Origin of the sequence: Plesiomonas shigelloides, assembly GCF_900087055.1 — a bacterium.
Taxonomy (GTDB): Bacteria; Pseudomonadota; Gammaproteobacteria; order Enterobacterales; family CAMTGL01; genus Plesiomonas; species Plesiomonas shigelloides.
In genome coordinates this window covers 2,694,308-2,713,998 of the sequence record NZ_LT575468.1, presented here as the reverse complement: position 1 = coordinate 2,713,998, position 19,691 = coordinate 2,694,308, and the positions used below count along the sequence as shown (strand labels likewise).

Below are 19,691 nucleotides of genomic sequence, written 5' to 3'. Positions count from 1 at the left end.
GATCCGATGACATGAAACAATACTCAGTATAATGCGAGACGAATCCTACCGCGTGGGCGAATGGCTGGTTTCTGCAGCTGACAATAAGTTAATTCGTGGCGAACGGGTCTTGGTGGTTGAACCAAGACTTGTCGATATGCTGTGCTATTTTTCTACCCATCCGGGAGAAGTGCTCAGCCGCGATGAGCTGATTGATAATATCTGGACCCGCAATGTGGTAACGCCGCATGTGGTGACTCAGTGCATCTCTGAGTTGCGTAAATGTCTGAAAGATGGCCGGCCAGACGCGCCGGAATATATCGTGACCGTGCCGAAACGCGGTTACAAGCTGGTGGCCTCGGTCACGTTGTGCGTCGGTGATGCGCATGTTTCCGGTTATGAGCCGCCATTGGCTGCTGTGCCGGTAGAGCCTACCCCAGAAGTCAGCGCAGCCCCAGTCACGCCCGCAGAGCTGGTAAATCCAGCTGCCAGTATCAGCAGTGCGCCGGTGTCGACCACCGAGCAAGAGCTGTATGCGGCGGCTAAGCTTGCCTGTTTTGTCCCTCCTGCCGATACCGTAACCCAAGGTGTGGTTGCGCCGCGTTTTTCCTGGTGGAAAGTGCTGGGGATTGTCTTGCTGCTGAGCCTGTTTGCCGGAGGTTCAGCGTTTCTGTTCCGTCCAGTGCCGGATATGTCGCCGGTATTGATGGACCCGAATGCGGTGTCTATCCAGTGGGTCGCGAATCCAAACAGTGTGTGTGCCAATACTCAAGGGCCGATTAGTAGCGTCAATGAATTGCTGGCGCAGGCGCTGAATAACTACAGCCCGTACAATGCACACGACATGACCAATTACAGTGGTCGTAGTCTGCCGACGGCAGGGAAGACGCTGTATACCCAGTTTGAAAATCAGCAGCACCACCGCGTCAGTCAGTGTTTCTTATCGGTTTCACTGGTTAATAACGCTACGCGCAAAGTGCTGATGAGCAAGCGCTACATCATTACCGAAACCAACTTACTGACGGTGCAGGTAGATGTGCTCAACCATGTGTTTGCGGTGCTGGGCTTACAGCCGCCACAGACTTTGATTACCCGTTTGAGTAACGTAGCGCCGCAAGATGGGCATGTGCTGCGCCAGTACTATCATGCGCACCAGTTGATGCAAAGCGGGGATGTGGACTCCTTAATCGCGGCGCGCGATATTCTGCAAACCTTACTGAAAGATTACCCGAACTTCATCTATGCTCGTGCTGAGTTACTGCTCAACAATATGGTGTTGATGACATTGCAGCCAAGTGGTGATGCGGAGCAGCAGCGTTCGGCGATTAAAGATGAGCTGGCACGGATAGTGGATGCGCCAGAGCTGCACGGTAACCCGATCGTGTTGCAGCTGCAGGCGTTGTTCCAATTGAATAATGGCAATCTGGCGCAGGCGCAGATGTATGCTGAGCAGGCGGTGAAGCTGGAGCGTAACTGGCTGTCTTACGTGCTGCTGGGTAAGGTGTATGAGCTGGAAGGGCTGTTCAGTGATGCGGCGGATGCCTATCTGTCGGCGTACAATCAGCATCCGGGCAAGGGCACCTATTACTGGATTAAAAACGCTATCTTCCAAAGCGAGCTCAATGCCGTCGCGCCTTATCTGAACGATACCACCTTTGATTAATGGGTAACTGATGACGGTGTCGCGCCACGCTTTACGTCGTGGCGCAGCGGGGCGGTGTGGTGGCCGTTAGCCACGCTGAGTGGTGCGCTTGAGGCTAGGCATCCTAGGTCTTATTGAGTTGAGTGATGCTCAATGGGGTATTCGCGCTATCCTGTGCGTTTCTGTGTTTAGCTTTCCCTATTCTCATTTTTCCACTATATTTTCATCGTTTCATTAATCCCTACCATCTTATTAGCCGCTCTCATCTTCACCTGTTCCATTCTTTTTTATCCCGATCATTGTTTATTTCTTTCTCATACTTTCTGCATGTTCTGTGCTTGTTTTTTTAGCTTAGGTTTATTGGTTTAGTGTTCTTGGTTTAGTAGTTATTAGCTTAGTTTGGCTGGGCTTGATCCTCACGGTGCTATCTCTTACTTTTGCGAACATGCTGATTATTTATCTTCGCCATGCAATCTGGCGGTTTATTTTGGGGGTTGCCGTTGCTGTTTTCTTTTTTAACCGGATGTTTTCGAGGTTGATAGCGGAGAATAAATCGTCATTTTGCGCATAGTTATTGGCAAGGATGGGATATTAAGTAAACGGGTTGCCATGTATTGCGTTATGCGCATGGATATCCCTAAAGATGTTTGTTTGTTGCTGATGGTTAATATTGCGCCATGTTGACACTGCAAAAGCACAATATTGATGCGGGTAAAGTTAATGTCAACACGCTGATTTATATGTGTTTATATTTTAAATTTAGCGAGCGCAAACGGTTGGGTTACATTCTGCAATAAGTCTCATGGAATGTTTGGAATTGTCATTTCTTGAGAAGATTTAATAAGTTCACTTTAACTTTAGGACTTTTATTTGGCAGAGGGATAAAGTCCATCACACAAAACGAGTGACACTGTGTAAATGACACGCTTTTGATTCGCTCTTTTGTTGAACACAAAGTAATAAGCAGATGCAGATATCTCTTTTGGGTGCTTGCTGCTTTATCTGGTAAACCGCGATTGATGTGAATAAGACTCATGTGAATCAGGTTTAGCCACTTACATAAAACAATACTGCACGCTTGTGAAAAGAAGGGCAGGAATATAGTCAGTTTCTGTTCTCGGCATAAGTTAAGTAGTCACTGCGCTGAACATTGAAATTCGGACAGTGGTTAAGATTTCAAATATTGAAATTCAGGAGTCACCATGTCGTCGACTAAAAAAATCGGCCTGCTAGCCTGTACAGGTGTAGTAGCCGGTAACATGATGGGTAGTGGTATCGCATTGCTGCCAGCTAACTTGGCTCGTATCGGCTCTATCTCCATTTGGGGTTGGGTTATTGCTCTGATCGGTGCGATGTCTTTGGCCTATGTATATGCCCGTCTGGCTACTAAGAACCCTCAAGAGGGTGGCCCGATTGCATACGCTGGTGAAATCGCCCCAGTATTTGGTTTCCAAACCGGTGTTCTGTACTACCACGCTAACTGGATCGGTAACCTGGCTATCGCTATCACCGCGGTTGCTTACCTGTCTACTTTCTTCCCAGTTCTGAACGAGCCAGTGGCTGCCGGTATCGCCTGTATCGCTGCCGTATGGTTCTTTACCTTTATCAACCTGCTGGGTGGTTCTTGGGTGAGCCGTCTGACCAGTATCGGTCTGATTCTGGTACTGATCCCAGTAGTTGCTACCGCTATCTTCGGTTGGGCTTGGTTCGACACTGCAACTTACGTTGCTAACTGGAACACCACTGGTGAGCCAAGCACTAAAGCCGTTGTTAGCTCTGTTCTGCTGTGCCTGTGGGCGTTCGTGGGTGTTGAATCTGCTGCGGTAAGTACCGGTATGGTAGACAACCCACAGCGTACCGTACCAATGGCTACCATGCTGGGTACTGGTCTGGCGGGTATCATCTACATCCTGGCAACTCAAGTGATGTCCGGTATGTTCCCTGCTGCTGAAATGGCTGCGTCTGGTGCGCCGTTTGCAGTAAGTACTTCTAAGATGGTGGGTTCTTGGGCTGCGCCTCTGGTATCTGCTTTCACCGCTATCGCCTGTCTGACCTCTCTGGGTTCTTGGATGATGCTGGTTGGCCAAGCGGGTGCGCGTGCTGCACAAGACGGTAATTTCCCAGCTGTATACGGCGAGATGGACAAGAACGGCGTACCTAAGAAAGGTCTGATTCTGGCGTCTTGCAAAATGACTGTGCTGATGATCCTGCTGACTGTAGCAAGCTCTAGCGGTGCGAACGCTTCTGACCTATTCGGCCAGCTGACGGGTATCGCGGTACTGCTGACCATGCTGCCTTACTTCTACTCTGCTGTGAACCTGATCCGCTTCGAAGGCGCGACTACTCGCAGCGTACTGAGCATCGTGGCTTCCGTAATTGCTGCAGCGTTCTGTTTCGTAGCGCTGGCAGGTGCAACTTCAGCTCAGCTGACTGCCACCTTCATCGTGAGCCTGATCATCCTGATGTTCTACGCGAACAAGATTGGCCGTAAGAGCGCTGCAACTGCTGCGTAATGGCAAGTCTGAGTTAAAAGAATAGCTAAACCATATCCTCAAAAACGTGCTGCTTCACTCGATGTTATCTCTGACGGAAGAGGTGGCAGCACGGTATAAAGTAAGGGTTATATAATGAATATTATTGCTATCATGAATCACCTCGGTGCCTTCTTCAAAGAAGAACCGATCCGTGAATTACACGCTTCGCTGGAAGAAAAAGGTTTCCAGGTTGTTTATCCAAACGACCGTGAAGATCTGCTGAAACTGCTGGAAAACAACGCACGCGTTGCGGGTGTTGTATTCGATTGGGACAAGTACAGCCTGGATCTGTGCCGTGATATCAACGAACTGAACGAGAAACTGCCTCTGTTCGCGTTCGCTAACACTCACTCTACTCTGGACGTGAGCCTGAACGACCTGCGTCTGAACGTGACTTTCTTCGAGTACGCGCTGGACATGGCGTCTGACATCACTCTGAAGATCGAGCAAGCTGTTGCCGCTTACGTTGACGACATCCTGCCTCCACTGACCAAGGCGCTGTTCAAGTACGTTGAAGAAGGTAAATACACTTTCTGTACTCCAGGCCACATGGGCGGTACTGCGTTCCAGAAATCTCCAGTAGGTAGCATTTTCTATGACTTCTTCGGTGAGAACACCATGAAGTCTGATATCTCTATCTCTGTTGGCGAGCTGGGCTCACTGCTGGACCACTCCGGTCCACACAAAGAAGCGGAAGAGTACATTGCACGTACTTTCAACGCTGAGCGTAGCTACATGGTGACTAACGGTACATCTACTGCGAACAAGATCGTAGGTATGTACTCAGCACCAGCTGGCAGCACCATCATGATCGACCGTAACTGCCACAAGTCTCTGACTCACCTGATGATGATGAGCGACGTGACTCCGCTGTACTTCCGTCCAACCCGTAACGCTTACGGTATCCTGGGGGGTATCCCACACAGCGAATTCACTCGTGAAACTATCGAGCAGAAAATTGCTGAAACACCAAATGCTGAGTGGCCAGTTCACGCCGTAGTAACTAACTCTACTTACGACGGTCTGCTGTACAACACTGACACCATCAAGAAGACTCTGGATGTTAAATCCATCCATTTCGACTCTGCATGGGTTCCTTATACCAACTTCCACCCAATCTATAAGGGCAAGTGTGGTATGAGCGGTGACCGTGTACCGGGTAAAGTATTCTACGAAACCCAGTCCACTCACAAACTGCTGGCTGCGTTCTCTCAGGCTTCCATGATTCACGTTAAAGGTGACATCAACGAGGAAACCTTCAGCGAAGCGTACATGATGCACACCTCTACTTCTCCGCACTACGGTATCGTGGCTTCCACTGAAACCGCAGCAGCGATGATGAAGGGCAATGCTGGTAAGCGCCTGATCCAAGGCTCTATCGACCGCGCTATCCGTTTCCGTAAGGAAATCAAAAAGCTGCGTTCTGAGTGCGATGGCTGGTTCTTCGACGTATGGCAGCCAGAGAACATCGACGAAGTGGCTTGCTGGAACCTGGATCCGAAAGACGGCTGGCATGGCTTCAAGGACATGGACGAAAACCACATGTTCCTGGACCCAATCAAAGTTACCCTGCTGACTCCGGGCCTGAGCAAAGAAGGTACTCTGGAAGAACAAGGTATCCCAGCATCTCTGGTTGCTAAGTTCCTGGACGACCGCGGTATCATCGTTGAGAAGACCGGTCCTTACAACCTGCTGTTCCTGTTCAGCATCGGTATCGATAAGACCAAGGCTCTGAGCCTGCTGCGTGGTCTGACCGAGTTCAAACGTTGCTACGACCTGAACATGAAAGTTAAGAACGTACTGCCAAGCGTGTACGCGTCTAACCCAGAGTTCTACGCAGAAATGCGTATCCAGGAACTGGCACAAGGTATCCACAAGCTGATTTGCCACCACAACCTGCCAGAACTGATGTACACCGCGTTCGAAGTTCTGCCTAAGCTGGTGATGACTCCGCACGCTGCGTTCCAACAGGAACTGCGCGGTAACGTGGAAGAGTGCTACCTGGAAGAGATGGTTGGTAAGATCAACGCCAACATGATCCTGCCATATCCACCAGGTGTTCCTCTGGTAATGCCAGGTGAAATGATCACCGAAGAAAGCCGCCCAGTGCTGGACTTCCTGCAGATGCTGTGCGAAATCGGTGCCCACTTCCCAGGCTTCGAAACTGATATCCACGGTGCGTATCGTCAAGCTGACGGCCGCTACACCGTTAAGATCATCAAGCAGTAATTTGTGTATACAAAAAACGGCGCATTTCGCGCCGTTTTTTTTACTTTTTGCGGCGATAATCCGATATTCTTACGTCATCTCTTTTTAGTTTGCATAAAGCATGCGAATACCTGTTGGGGCATGCGGAGCTCATAAAATCATGAAAAACGTTCTGTCGATTCAGTCTCATGTCGTTTACGGCTATGCCGGTAATAAAGCAGCCGTATTACCGATGCAGCTGTTAGGTGTTGATGTTTGGCCGTTGCATACCGTTCAGTTTTCCAACCACACCCAATACCAAAAATGGCAGGGGATGGTATTCCCACAAGAACAAATTGGCCTGATCACCCAAGGCATGGATGAGATTGGCGTGTTGCCAGAGTGCGATGCGGTGCTGTCGGGTTATATCGGCGCGGCAGAACAAGGTCAGTCTATTTTGGCCACCGTGCGTGCGGTGAAAGCCAAAAATCCAAATGCGATTTATTTTTGCGATCCGGTCATGGGGCATCCAGAAAAAGGCTGCATCGTGGCACCGGGCGTGGCAGAGTTTTTAGAGCATGATGCGGTGAGCTGCGCCGATGTCTTAGCGCCAAACCTGCTGGAGCTGCAAGCGCTGTCTGGCTTGCCGGTCGAGAACTTCGAACAAGCGGTTGCGGCAGCGCGTCACTTGCTGAGCCGTGGACCGAAGAAAGTGCTGGTGAAACACCTGAGCAAAGCCGGTCGCGATCCGCAGCAGTTTGAAATGCTGCTGGTAAGTGCCGATGAAGTGCTGCATATCAGCCGTCCGCTGCATGACTTTGACCGCCAGCCAGTGGGCGTAGGCGATCTGACCAGCGCCATCTTCTTGGCCAACTTGCTGCAAGGCAAAAATGATCGTGAGGCCTTCGAGCACACCGCAAATGCCGTTAACGATGTGATGACCTGCACTCAGCAAAATGGCAAATACGAACTGCAGATCGTCGCCGCGCGTGAGCATATTGTGAATCCGGTCAGCCAATACCGCGCACAGGCACTTTGATCCTTGCATCTGACAGCGCAGAGCGTTAACGTTTCGCTCCTGACGGCAGTAACTGACTGCCGTCTGGCTGACAGAGGAAAGGGATGCTCAAACTCCGTGCCGTACACCATATCGCGCTGATCTGCTCCGATTACGCGCGTTCGAAAGCGTTTTATACCGAGATCCTCGGGTTTCGCGTACTGGCTGAGCATTACCGGCCAGAGCGTGATTCATGGAAGTTGGATCTGGCGTTAGACGGTCAGTACACTCTGGAGCTATTTTCATTCGCGCATCCACCGCAGCGGCTCAGCCAACCCGAGGCGTGCGGATTACGCCATCTGGCGTTTGCCGTCAGCGCGCTGGATGAGGCGGTGGCCACATTGCAGGCACACGGTATTGCCTGTGAGCCGATCCGCACCGATCCTTATACTCAGCGTCGTTTCACCTTCTTTGCCGATCCGGATCAATTACCTTTAGAACTTTATGAACAGTGACCCAATTCTGGCGCAGGCCGCCGCGTGTATCGGAGAGGACAACCGCGTACTGGTTGCCTACAGTGGTGGCGTTGACTCCACCGTACTGCTGCATTTGATGATGCGTTTGCGTCAGTTGCGCCCTGAGCTTCGGGTGCGCGCGGTGCATGTGCACCACGGCCTGAGCCGTTTTGCGGATGAGTGGGCGCTGCATTGCGAGCAGCAGTGTGCGCAGTGGCAAATTCCGCTGGATGTGGTGCGCGTGCAGGTGAAAAAAGCCCATATCAGCTTGGAAGCTTCGGCTCGCGATGCGCGTTATCACGCCATCGGATCACGCTTAGAAGCCGGCGAGAGTTTGGTCACTGCGCAGCATTTGGATGATCAGTGTGAAACGGTATTGCTGGCGCTCAAGCGCGGCAGTGGTCCGGCCGGGTTGGCGGCGATGACGGCGCGGATGCCGTTTATGCGTGGTCAGCAGGTGCGCCCGTTACTGTACGTTTCCCGCGCCGAGATTGAAGCCTATGCCGCGTTGCATCAGCTGAGCTGGGTTGAAGATGACAGTAACAGCGATCCGCGCTTTGATCGCAACTTCCTGCGCTTGCAAGTGATCCCTGAGCTGACCGCCCGTTGGCCACATTTTGGTGAAGCGGTAGCGCGCAGTGCCGCGCTGTGTGGCGAGCAAGAAGAGCTGCTCGATGAGCTGTTGATGGAGTCTTTGCAAACGCTGTTGGATGACGATGAGTCCATCGATATCGCTGGGTTGCAGCAGATGAGCGAAGTGAAACGCCAAGCGATTTTGCGCCGCTGGTTTGCGTGTCTCGGCGCATTAATGCCTTCGCGGGAGCAGCTGCAAAGCTTGTGGTATCAAGTGGCTATGGCGCGTCAAGATGCCGAGCCGGTACTGAATATCCAGCAGTGGCAGGTGCGCCGCTTCAAGCAGCGTCTGTATTTGCTGCCGAGCATGCGCTCACTCGCCGATTCGGTGCAGATGTGGGATGGTTTACGTCCGCTGGTGTTGCCGGATAACTTGGGCGAGCTGCGTTTACAAGAAGGCGGCTTAAGCGTGCGTGCGCCGCTGCCTGCTGAGTTTGTTAGCGTGCGTTTTCGTGCGCAGGGGCGTTTTCATATCATCGGGCGTAATGGTTCGCGTCAGATTAAGAAAATCTGGCAAGAGCGCAGCATTCCGCCGTGGCTGCGCGATCGCACACCGATGCTGTTTTACGGCGAAACCTTGATTGCTGCCTTTGGCGTGTTTGTCACCAAAGAAGGCCAACCGCAGCCTGATCAGCCACAGTGGCAGATTTACTGGGCCAAGCCATGGCTGTGCTAAGCACAGTTAGCTAGCAAAAAACGCAACACTGAACACGAAATACAAGGCGGGATAGGGCAAACCATCGCGCCTTGTGTCTGTTTAACCCTGCTCACTCCAAGTATTGCACGCCAAAGCGCTCATGGCTGAAGGCGTGCAGACTATCGAGCCGCAATCGGATTTCATGACCATCTGCCAGTTGCAGCAGAATAAATTCCTGATGATTCTCAATCTGCATGTCCATCGCGGTGCCTTCAATCACTTCACCGGACTTTTGCGTGATATGCAGCTTATAGTGGTGCATACAGGCCAGTTCCAGAAGATCGTAAGTTGCACATGAGATGGGCTGATAGTCATTGGTCATGATGAAATTCCTAATCCGTGCTGATGTCACTCATTAACAGATTGGCGGCGGCATAGGCTGCCTGATCGCGCACCGTTTCCGGTACGGCCGGATCTTCCGCTATCCGGTTCAATGTCTCCAGTACACAGTTTAGTGCATCTGGAATATAACCGAGCTCTCCGCTACCAATCTGTGCATATGCTCGGCGGATTCGCTCGCCATACTGCAACATAGCATTTCTCCTGCATGAAAATGAAAAATCGTCATGCGCTGTTATATCTTAATACCGCTGATTACACAAAAAGCGCCCTTTCTCTTGGCGGCTAAGCGTGATGCATGCGTAAAACAGCATGGTAGAGAGTGGCGGCAGGCGGTATCCTTAAGGGGTAGAGTCAATACAGAGAACAGGAGCACGTTATGGCATCCTCTTTTTTGCGCAGTGCGTTGGCCCTGTCTGTCATTTTCAGTCTGAGTATGCCGGTGGTGCAGGCCGCCGACAATGCGCGTACCACCGACAGCGAACCGGCAACCTTATTTGAAGGTTATCAAGGTGTGCTGCCGTGTACTGATTGTGATGGTATCGACACCCGGATCCGTCTGAATGATGACGGCAGTTTTGTGGAAACCGATACCTACCTGCAAGGACGCAGCGGACAGCTGTTTGCGGACTATGGCCGTTGGAGTCGGCAGGGCGAAAAATTGATCCTGACTTCCAGCAATGGTGATGTGCAAAGCTATCAGGTGCGCCCAGATAGCTTATTGATGCTGGATCAGGACGACAAACCGTTGCCGGATGAACATCAGTATGTGCTGCAGGGCGCCGAGGTGGCGTTGCCGAGCGATCCCATGTCGGTACGCGGGATGTATACTCCGCGCGCTACCGGTGCGGTCTTACAAGATTGTGCCACCGGTTTGACCTTCACCTTGCAAGGAGAGAGCAAAGCCTTGCAAACGGCTTATCGTAAAGCGGTGCAAAAGCTGCACGGTAAAGATCCGCAGAAACCTCTTTTGGTTGAACTGACCGCCCATTTTGCCGATAAGGCTGATAAAGCCGGGGATAGTGATGAGGTCTCAGCCAGCTCCGTGCTGGTGGTCGATAGCTTAGAAGGCTTTGTTCCTGCCGAGCCGTGTCAGTCAGAAGAAGAGTGACGCAGTGGGTAAGCTCTGGATGGGGACGTGCACATGGGTATGGGGAAGTGCGCATGGGAAAGAGCGGTAGTCAAACCTGAGGCTAGATGCTTTAGCGCTGTAATATCGCTAACTATTAGATAAAAAAGAACCCCGCACGGATCTCCGGCGGGGTTGCTTGTTTTCTGGTTTTGGCGCTCGTCTCATTGAGACGAGGCTCTTTGACGTAAGCGCTCGCGTATTAGCGCTTAATGTTGGCCAGCAGTACGCTCAGAATGTCATCACTCTTGATCATCTGCTTCTCGCCGCTGCGGCGCTGCTTATATTCCAGCTCATTGTTGTCGAGGTTGCGATCACCGATCACCACCACGTGCGGAATACCCATCAGCTCCATGTCAGCAAACATCACGCCCGGACGCTCTTTACGATCGTCCATCAGCACATCGATACCGGCCGCTTGCAGCTCGTTGTACAGCTTCTCGGCCGCTTCTTGCACGCGGTAAGACTTGTGCATGTTCATTGGCAAAATAGCTACGTGGAACGGAGCAATCGCATCAGGCCAGATAATGCCGCGCTCGTCATGGTTTTGCTCGATAGCCGCAGCAACCACACGGGAAACACCGATACCGTAGCAGCCCATCAGCATGGTCTGGTTACGACCATCTTCGCCCTGCACGCAGGCTTTCATCGCTTCGGAGTACTTCGTACCCAGCTGGAAGATGTGACCTACTTCGATACCGCGTTTGATCTGCAGCGTACCGTGACCATCCGGGCTTGGATCGCCCTCAACCACGTTACGGATATCCGCTACGTCGGCCAGTGGCAGGTCACGCTCCCAGTTGATACCGAACAGGTGCTTACCATCTTGGTTAGCGCCAGCTGCGAAATCGCTCAGCATAATCACGGCACGGTCGGCAATGATTGGCAGTGGCAGATTAACCGGACCCAGTGACCCTGGACCTGCGCCAATCGCGGCGCGGATTTCTGCTTCGTCCGCCATTTCCAGCGGATCGGCAACCAGTGGCAGTTTCTGCGCTTTGATTTCGTTCAGCTCGTGGTCGCCACGAACCAGCAGTGCAACCAGCTTGTGGCCGCTATCTTCAGCTGCGCGTACGACCAGTGTCTTCACGGTCTTCTCAACCGGCAGATTGAACTGCTCAGTCAGCTCAGCGATGGTTTTGGCATTCGGTGTATCCACCACACGCATTTCTTCGCTTGGTGCAGCACGCTCGCCCGCAGGCATCACGGCTTCTGCCATTTCTACGTTAGCCGCGTAGTCAGATGCATCAGAGAAGGCGATATCATCTTCACCGCTCTTGGCCAGTACGTGGAATTCGTGTGAAGAGCTACCACCGATAGAGCCGGTGTCAGCCAGCACTGGGCGGAAATCCAGATCCATACGCGAGAAGATGGCGCTGTAAGCGGCATGCATCTTGTCGTAAGTCACTTGCAGTGACTCTTGAGAGGTATGGAAGGAGTACGCATCCTTCATCAGGAACTCACGGGCACGCATCACACCGAAACGTGGACGTATCTCATCACGGAACTTGGTCTGGATCTGGAACAGATTCAGTGGCAGTTGCTTGTAGGAGAACACTTCGTTACGGATCAGGTCAGTGATCACTTCTTCGTGGGTTGGACCCAGCACGAATGGACGCTCGTTACGGTCAGCGATACGCAGCAGCTCCGGACCGTATTGCTCCCAACGACCGGTTTCCACCCACAGGTCAGCCGGCTGAACCACCGGCATCGACACTTCGATGGCGCCGGCTTTGTTCATTTCATCACGTACGATGTTTTCAACTTTCTTCAGTACGCGCAGACCGGTCGGCAGCCAAGTGTACAGGCCGGAGGCTAATTTACGGATCATGCCGGCACGGAGCATCAGCTGGTGGCTGATCACTTCCGCATCGGATGGAGTCTCCTTCAATGTGGAGAGCAGATAATTACTGGTACGCATGGATAGATTCCGTGAGTGATTCAGACAAAATCGGAAAGCGGCTAGTTTAGCAGTGTGACGAGAGGCCAAAAAGCCTCTTTGCTCAAATCAGCTGCGCTTTTCTATCATCAGCACCTCGGTTTGGGTGCCGGTGACCTGCCAGCGGACATTAAAGTCCAATAAATGGACGGCGTATTCGCGCGCATCCGTCTCTTTTTTACGATAGGCCGGGCGTGGGTCTTGCACCAGCACGTCGCTGATAAAACGGCGCAAGTGCGGATAGCGGTGCGCCTCTTGCTGCAAAACCTGCTCTGCCGCCGCGCTAAACAGCACCTGCATGTCAGATTTCGGTGCCTCTTGCGCAAAACCGGCGCGTGCATCGGGTTCGCTATCCACATACGACAAGTAAGGTTTGATATCCAAGATAGGGGTGCCGTCGACTAAATCGAGGCTGCCGAGCTCCAGATATACCTCGCCACCACGCACCTTAATGCCGCGCAGCTCGACTTTGGATAACCCAATCGGATTTGGGCGAAAGGTCGAGCGGGTGGCAAATACCCCTAGGCGCTCATTGCCGCCTAACCGTGGAGGGCGAACCGTAGGACGCCAGCCTTGTTCTTGGGTTTGGTGAAACACAAACACCAACCAGATATGGCTGAACTGCTCTAGGCCGCGCACCGCATCCGGTTGATTGTAGGGTGGCAGTAAACGCAGCTCACCGTTGCCATCTTGCACCAGCCCCGGTTGGCGCGGTACGGCAAACTTTTCTTTATAAGGTGATTGGATCACGCCTATCGGCGTCAGGGTTAAGGTTTCAGGAGACAGATCCAACAGCATCACCTCACAACTGGTTAATCAAGATTACTTGTTCACAATAATGGCCGAGCCTTGGCAGAGTGCCAGTTGCTCACAGCCCGGTACGCCAGTCAGCATCAGGCATTGATTCAGCAGCAAGCCATTGCCGCCCATCTCTTGCACCTTACGCAGGGTCACATTGCGCGCTTCGGTCAGGTTTGCTGGCTTATCACGGCTATCGGCCTGACACACATCGCCCTGTACATGGCCAATATTCTTATACTCCACGCCTTCCAGCTCACTGCTTTTTTCATACAGCGTGATCGTGCTGGGGGCAAAGTAGGTTTTCACATTTTGTGGATTCAGATTACTGTCCACATTGTAATGGGTGGCACAACCGGCCAGCAGGGTCGCGGCGGCAAACAACAGAATCGATTTAGACATTCCGGTATCCGTACTCAGGTTAAGTAAGAGCGCACACAAATAATGATGGCGTGGGAAACTGTAGCGTAAAAACACGCTCGCGTGCCTGATGGCGCTAAGAAACCCCGTACCATCTGCCATTATCAGATAAGCATTATCAGACAATAGTAAACAAAAGCACCACAAACCAAAAGAGCGCCGCATGGGCGCTCTTATCAGAGGGATAGCAAAGCGAAGCGAGAAAAGGAAGATTACCAGCCTTTCACCACGCCGCCTTTAAACACTTCATTAGCCGCTTGATACACTTCTTCGGTCTGGAAGGCTTTCACGAACTTTTGTACGTTCTCGGCATCTTTATTGTCTTCACGCGCCACAATCAGGTTGACGTATGGAGAGGCTTTGTCTTCAACAAACAGGCCATCTTTGGGTGGCGTCAGACCAATTTGGCTGGCGTACGTGGTGTTGATGATCGCCAAGTCGACATCATCCAGTGAACGTGGCAGCTGTGGCGCTTCCAGCTCAACCAACTTGAGTTTCTTCGGATTGTCGACCACATCCAGCAAGGTTGCGTTCAAACCGCTGCCGTCTTTCAGCTTGATCAGACCTTGTGCTTGCAGCAGCAGCAGTGAACGGCCCAAGTTAGTCGGGTCATTCGGTAGGGCTACGGAAGCGCCGTCGGCCAGCTCGCTGACGTTTTTAATTTTCTTCGAGTAACCGGCAATCGGGTACACAAAGCTATTGCCCACAATAGCCAGCTTGTAACCGCGGTCAGCAATTTGTTGATCCAGATACGGCTTATGCTGGAACGCGTTCACATCCAAGGAGCCATCGGCCAGCGCCGCGTTCGGGGTAATGTAGTCACTGAAACTCACCAGCTCCACATCCAACCCGTATTGCTGCTTTGCCACTTTCTTGGCGACTTCTGCCACTTGCTCTTCTGCGCCAGAGATCACGCCTACTTTAATCTTGTTGCTGTCTGCTTCTTTTTGACCACAGGCGGTCAGCAACAAGCTGCCAGCCAGAGCACTTACCAGAGCGAGGGTTTTAAACTTCAGTGTCATTGTCGATATCCTTCTTTATATCTTAGTAACCCGGGCATGGCGTCGTGTCGCCGTACCAATAAGGGAGAGATGTAACGTGAACGAGATTATTTATGAGCCGTATTATTTATGATCAGTGGCGCGAACCAGACGCTCTCCCACACTTTGGATGATTTGCACTAACAGCACCAAAATAGCGACGACGACTAACATTACGGTGCCGTCAAAACGCTGGTAGCCGTAACGGATCCCCACATCACCTAAACCTCCGCCGCCGACCGCACCGGCCATCGCCGAGTAGCCCACCAAGGTCACCAGCGTAATGGTGATCCCGTTGATAATGCCCGGCAGCGCTTCCGGCAGCATCACTTTGACAATTATCTGCAGCGGGCTTGCGCCCATAGCACGTGCCGCTTCCACCAAACCGGATGGGATCTCCATCAGTGCGCCTTCAACCAATCGGGCGATAAACGGCGTGGCGCCAATCGCTAGCGGCACAACTGCCGCCATGGTGCCAATCGAGGTTCCCACAAGCAGACGCGTCAGCGGAATGATCGACACAATCAGGATAATGAACGGGATAGAGCGCCCAATATTGACCACCGTACCCAGTGCTTTATTCAGCAGCGCATGTTCTTTGATTTGCCCCGGTTTGCTGATAAACAGCACTACACCGAGTGGGATCCCAAGCGCTAAACCAATCGCACCGGATACCAGCACCATGGTGAGGGTCTCGCCGAGCGCCTTAAACAACAATTCAAGCATGGCTTGCGACATAACCGAGTACCTCCACCTGTACATGATGCTGGGTAAAATAATCAATGGCTTGCTGGCATTGCTGCTCATCGCCTTCCAGCTCGGCCAACATGACCCCGAACTTTACGCCTCCGGCATAATCCATTTGCGCACACAAAATATTGCAATCAATGCCTTGCTCACGAGCGAGCTTCGACAGCAGCGGCGCATCCACCGATTGCCCCGAGAAGGCCAAACGCACCAGCGGGAAAAATCCGGCTTGTGGCGCGGCAGTTAAGCGCTCGGCGTAATCGGCCGGAATGTCCAAATCCAAGGTGGCTCGGATAAACTGCTGCGCCAATGGCGTTTTCGGATGCGAGAACACTTCACTGACCGTGCCTTGCTCAATAAGGCGGCCACCACTGATCACCGCCACCTGATCGCAGATGCGCTTCACCACATCCATTTCATGGGTGATCAATAAAATGGTCAGCCCCAAGCGGCGGTTAATGTCTTTGAGCAGCCCCAGAATCGAGCGCGTGGTGGCTGGATCTAATGCGCTGGTGGCTTCATCACACAGCAACACTTTAGGATTACAAGCCAGCGCTCGGGCGATCGCCACCCGTTGTTTTTGCCCGCCAGACAGATTGGCCGGATAGCTTGCATGCTTGTCCGCCAGTCCAACCAGCTCCAGTAATTCGGTCACGCGCTGCTGTAATTGCGCCTTCGGGCAGCCTTCTAACTCCAGCGCAAAAGCCACATTGCCAAATACGGTACGCGAAGAGAGCAAATTAAAATGCTGAAAAATCATCCCAATGTGGCGACGGGCCTGCGTCAATTCCTTATCGGACAGCGCCAGCATATCGCGGCCATCCACCACCACCTCACCCGAGCTTGGGCGCTCTAACAGGTTCACGCAGCGGATCAGCGTACTTTTACCGGCTCCTGAGGCGCCAATAACACCGAAGATCTGCCCTGCGGGAACATGCAAGCTGACATCATCCAGCGCATGCACCGTGCGGTTACCGGTGTGGAATACTTTACTTATGTGGCTGAGTCGGATCATGGTACGTCATGCTCTCCATGCAGAAACGGGTACAGACTTCTATCGCACAAAACGCTGTTGCAAACAATATACAACTGGGAAACATGCATGTTCATTCTGATAACGGATGCTAAGATGTCTGGACGTCTATCGTCAAGGGTTTTTACGTCTAGACGTCTAAAATAATTTGTACACTCAAAATCCAGTGAGCAAAAGAGGGGGACCAAAGATAACTGAGGGATAAGGCTGCGAGCTGCGTTTTCTTACGCGACGCCGATAACTTGCTATTGCGTTATCTATATAGAAAGCGTGATAGATAGCGCGCAGCACGAAGCAATCAGTACCGACGATGCTTTCCCATACGCTTTGCCTCTAAAACATGCGATAATTTTTCCTACATTAATGCCTTGGAGAGTACCCACAGTGGCACAAGCAGCTGTATTTCTGGATCGTGACGGCACATTGAATGTCGATCACGGCTACGTATATGAAAGTGATAACTTCGACTTTATTGATGGCGCTATTGACGCTTGCCGTGAATTGAAGGCGATGGGGCTGGCTTTGGTTCTGGTAACCAACCAGTCAGGTATTGCCCGTGGCTTGTTCAGTGAAGATCAGTTTATGCACCTGACCGAGTGGATGGATTGGTCCTTGGCGGATCGTGGCGTTGACCTTGATGGCATCTATTACTGCCCACACCACGCCGAAGCAGGCATTGGTGAGTACAAGGCTGATTGTGATTGCCGTAAACCGAAGCCGGGCATGTTGTTGGAAGCCAAACAATTCTTGGATCTGGATATGGCCGCTTCCGTCATGGTCGGTGACAAGAAAGAAGATATGCAAGCAGCGCAAGCAGCAGGCGTCGGTACCAAAATTTTGGTTCGCACCGGTAAACCTATCACTGCAGAGGGCGAAGCACTGGCCGATCACGTGGTAGATAGCCTGTCTGATGTTCCCGCGCTGCTCAAATCGCTGGGCTTTTAAGACGTTTGTTTGAAATTTGAACGAACGATTTAAAAAGTGTAATTATCGCTTGCCTCTGATGAATTAGTCCCTATAATGCGGCCCTCGTTGAGACGGCAAGCGATTGAATTTCTTGCTGAAGTGAAAGAAAGTTCTTCACTGAAATAAGCGTGAAATAAAGCTTGACTCAGTGCGGCGAAGAAAGTAAATTTCTCAGCCTGTCGACGCGAAGTAAAACGTAGCGCGACAACTGCTCTTTAAAAAGTTAATCAGACAATCTGTGTGGGCACTCGTTTGAGAATGCTGATATCCAAAAGATATTAAGTTAAACGAGTGACTGAACAATTTATTTGCCAGTTTATTCGAGCGACAAACTTTAAATTGAAGAGTTTGATCATGGCTCAGATTGAACGCTGGCGGCAGGCCTAACACATGCAAGTCGAGCGGTAACACAGAGGAGCTTGCTCCTTGGGTGACGAGCGGCGGACGGGTGAGTAATGCCTGGGGATCTGCCCGATAGAGGGGGATAACTACGGGAAACTGTAGCTAATACCGCATAACGTCTACGGACCAAAGTGGGGGCTCTTCGGACCTCATGCTATCGGATGAACCCAGGTGGGATTAGCTAGTTGGTGAGGTAATGGCTCACCAAGGCGACGATCTCTAACTGGTTTGAGAGAATGACCAGTCACACTGGAACTGAGACACGGTCCAGACTCCTACGGGAGGCAGCAGTGGGGAATATTGCACAATGGGCGCAAGCCTGATGCAGCCATGCCGCGTGTGTGAAGAAGGCCTTAGGGTTGTAAAGCACTTTCAGCGGGGAGGAAGGGTCACTAGTTAATACCTAGTGGCATTGACGTTACTCGCAGAAGAAGCACCGGCTAACTCCGTGCCAGCAGCCGCGGTAATACGGAGGGTGCAAGCGTTAATCGGAATTACTGGGCGTAAAGCGCACGCAGGCGGTTTGTTAAGTCAGATGTGAAATCCCCGAGCTCAACTTGGGAACTGCATTTGAAACTGGCAAGCTAGAGTCTTGTAGAGGGGGGTAGAATTCCAGGTGTAGCGGTGAAATGCGTAGAGATCTGGAGGAATACCGGTGGCGAAGGCGGCCCCCTGGACAAAGACTGACGCTCAGGTGCGAAAGCGTGGGGAGCAAACAGGATTAGATACCCTGGTAGTCCACGCTGTAAACGATGTCGATTTGGAGGTTGTGCCCTTGAGGCGTGGCTTCCGGAGCTAACGCGTTAAATCGACCGCCTGGGGAGTACGGCCGCAAGGTTAAAACTCAAATGAATTGACGGGGGCCCGCACAAGCGGTGGAGCATGTGGTTTAATTCGATGCAACGCGAAGAACCTTACCTACTCTTGACATCCACAGAACTTTCCAGAGATGGATTGGTGCCTTCGGGAACTGTGAGACAGGTGCTGCATGGCTGTCGTCAGCTCGTGTTGTGAAATGTTGGGTTAAGTCCCGCAACGAGCGCAACCCTTATCCTTTGTTGCCAGCGATTCGGTCGGGAACTCAAAGGAGACTGCCGGTGATAAACCGGAGGAAGGTGGGGATGACGTCAAGTCATCATGGCCCTTACGAGTAGGGCTACACACGTGCTACAATGGCATATACAAAGGGCGGCAAGCTAGCGATAGTGAGCGAATCCCATAAAGTATGTCGTAGTCCGGATTGGAGTCTGCAACTCGACTCCATGAAGTCGGAATCGCTAGTAATCGCGGATCAGAATGCCGCGGTGAATACGTTCCCGGGCCTTGTACACACCGCCCGTCACACCATGGGAGTGGGTTGCAAAAGAAGTAGGTAGCTTAACCTTCGGGAGGGCGCTTACCACTTTGTGATTCATGACTGGGGTGAAGTCGTAACAAGGTAACCGTAGGGGAACCTGCGGTTGGATCACCTCCTTACCTGAGATATTTGGCGCTTAAGCTGAGTGTTCACACAGATTGTTTGAATTTAGTTGCGTCCCCTTCGTCTAGAGGCCTAGGACACCGCCCTTTCACGGCGGTAACAGGGGTTCGAATCCCCTAGGGGACGCCACTTATTGCTCTTTAAAAATCTGGAAACAAGCTGAAAAATAACTGAAGTTCTTAAGAACAAGCGACTTGAGAAACTGGCAACGACC

Annotated in this window: 16 protein-coding genes, 1 tRNA gene and 1 rRNA gene; 10 read left to right on the top strand and 8 right to left on the bottom strand. The window is 52.0% G+C overall.

Going from position 1 to position 19,691, the window contains the following annotated elements; all coding sequences use genetic code 11:
• Positions 1–31 precede the first annotated feature (31 nt).
• From cadC to tilS, 6 genes are all read left to right on the top strand, one after another.
• Positions 32–1,642: a lysine decarboxylation/transport transcriptional activator CadC gene (gene cadC, locus NCTC9997_RS12090; RefSeq protein ID WP_064978155.1), complete on the top strand. Its 1,611-nt coding sequence runs from the start codon at positions 32–34 to the stop codon at positions 1,640–1,642.
• Positions 1,643–2,823: 1,181 nt separating this feature from the next.
• A complete protein-coding gene (gene cadB / locus NCTC9997_RS12085; protein ID WP_010864515.1) occupies positions 2,824–4,134 on the top strand; it encodes a cadaverine/lysine antiporter in 1,311 nt (436 codons plus the stop codon).
• A 114-nt stretch (positions 4,135–4,248) separates the two neighbouring features.
• A complete protein-coding gene (locus NCTC9997_RS12080) occupies positions 4,249–6,384 on the top strand; it encodes a lysine decarboxylase CadA (RefSeq protein ID WP_010864514.1) in 2,136 nt (711 codons plus the stop codon).
• Between the two features lie 139 nt (positions 6,385–6,523).
• On the top strand, positions 6,524–7,381 hold the full coding sequence (gene pdxY / locus NCTC9997_RS12075) for a pyridoxal kinase PdxY (protein ID WP_010864513.1): 858 nt from the start codon (positions 6,524–6,526) through the stop codon (positions 7,379–7,381).
• Between the two features lie 83 nt (positions 7,382–7,464).
• Entirely contained in the window at positions 7,465–7,854 is a 390-nt protein-coding gene (locus NCTC9997_RS12070; RefSeq protein ID WP_047708953.1) for a VOC family protein, read from the top strand.
• Positions 7,844–9,163, top strand: coding sequence for a tRNA lysidine(34) synthetase TilS (tilS, locus tag NCTC9997_RS12065; protein WP_064978154.1), 1,320 nt, complete (start codon positions 7,844–7,846; stop codon positions 9,161–9,163). Before NCTC9997_RS12070 ends, tilS begins: the two co-directional genes overlap by 11 nt.
• Before the next feature lie 91 nt (positions 9,164–9,254).
• Here tilS and NCTC9997_RS12060 read toward each other — a convergent pair whose 3' ends face one another.
• The gene (locus NCTC9997_RS12060) at positions 9,255–9,506 is read right to left on the bottom strand and encodes a Rho-binding antiterminator (protein ID WP_010864510.1); all 252 of its coding nucleotides are present in this window, start codon (positions 9,504–9,506) and stop codon (positions 9,255–9,257) included.
• A gap of 10 nt (positions 9,507–9,516) precedes the next feature.
• Complete coding sequence (locus NCTC9997_RS12055; protein WP_064978153.1) at positions 9,517–9,717, bottom strand: YaeP family protein; 201 nt, start codon at positions 9,715–9,717, stop codon at positions 9,517–9,519.
• Between the two features lie 185 nt (positions 9,718–9,902).
• On the opposite strand from NCTC9997_RS12055, the gene NCTC9997_RS12050 reads away from it, so the two are divergent.
• Positions 9,903–10,634, top strand: a complete 732-nt coding sequence (locus NCTC9997_RS12050) for a copper resistance protein NlpE N-terminal domain-containing protein (protein WP_064978152.1) — start codon at positions 9,903–9,905, stop codon at positions 10,632–10,634.
• Positions 10,635–10,854: 220 nt separating this feature from the next.
• On the opposite strand, the gene proS is transcribed toward NCTC9997_RS12050, so the two are convergent.
• The 6 genes from proS to metN all read right to left on the bottom strand — a co-directional run bounded on the left by proS (position 10,855) and on the right by metN (position 16,611).
• Positions 10,855–12,573 carry a proline--tRNA ligase gene (proS, locus tag NCTC9997_RS12045; protein WP_064978151.1) on the bottom strand — a complete coding sequence of 573 codons (1,719 nt, stop codon included), beginning with the start codon at positions 12,571–12,573 and terminating at the stop codon, positions 10,855–10,857.
• An 87-nt stretch (positions 12,574–12,660) separates the two neighbouring features.
• A complete protein-coding gene (gene tsaA, locus NCTC9997_RS12040; protein WP_230405867.1) occupies positions 12,661–13,377 on the bottom strand; it encodes a tRNA (N6-threonylcarbamoyladenosine(37)-N6)-methyltransferase TrmO in 717 nt (238 codons plus the stop codon).
• A gap of 36 nt (positions 13,378–13,413) precedes the next feature.
• Positions 13,414–13,791, bottom strand: a complete 378-nt coding sequence (gene rcsF / locus NCTC9997_RS12035; protein ID WP_064978149.1) for an Rcs stress response system protein RcsF — start codon at positions 13,789–13,791, stop codon at positions 13,414–13,416.
• 230 nt (positions 13,792–14,021) lie between these two features.
• Complete coding sequence (locus NCTC9997_RS12030; RefSeq protein ID WP_064978148.1) at positions 14,022–14,831, bottom strand: MetQ/NlpA family lipoprotein; 810 nt, start codon at positions 14,829–14,831, stop codon at positions 14,022–14,024.
• 102 nt (positions 14,832–14,933) lie between these two features.
• Entirely contained in the window at positions 14,934–15,587 is a 654-nt protein-coding gene (locus NCTC9997_RS12025; RefSeq protein WP_052181467.1) for a methionine ABC transporter permease, read from the bottom strand.
• Positions 15,568–16,611: a methionine ABC transporter ATP-binding protein MetN gene (gene metN / locus NCTC9997_RS12020; RefSeq protein ID WP_064978147.1), complete on the bottom strand. Its 1,044-nt coding sequence runs from the start codon at positions 16,609–16,611 to the stop codon at positions 15,568–15,570. The genes NCTC9997_RS12025 and metN overlap by 20 nt, the downstream gene beginning before the upstream one ends.
• Before the next feature lie 402 nt (positions 16,612–17,013).
• On the opposite strand from metN, the gene gmhB reads away from it, so the two are divergent.
• The 3 genes from gmhB (at position 17,014) to NCTC9997_RS12005 (ending at position 19,606) form a co-directional block, all read left to right on the top strand.
• Positions 17,014–17,574: a D-glycero-beta-D-manno-heptose 1,7-bisphosphate 7-phosphatase gene (gmhB, locus tag NCTC9997_RS12015; protein WP_230403538.1), complete on the top strand. Its 561-nt coding sequence runs from the start codon at positions 17,014–17,016 to the stop codon at positions 17,572–17,574.
• A gap of 357 nt (positions 17,575–17,931) precedes the next feature.
• Positions 17,932–19,473 (top strand): 16S ribosomal RNA (locus tag NCTC9997_RS12010).
• A 57-nt stretch (positions 19,474–19,530) separates the two neighbouring features.
• A tRNA-Glu gene (locus NCTC9997_RS12005) sits at positions 19,531–19,606 on the top strand.
• Positions 19,607–19,691: the final 85 nt, after the last annotated feature.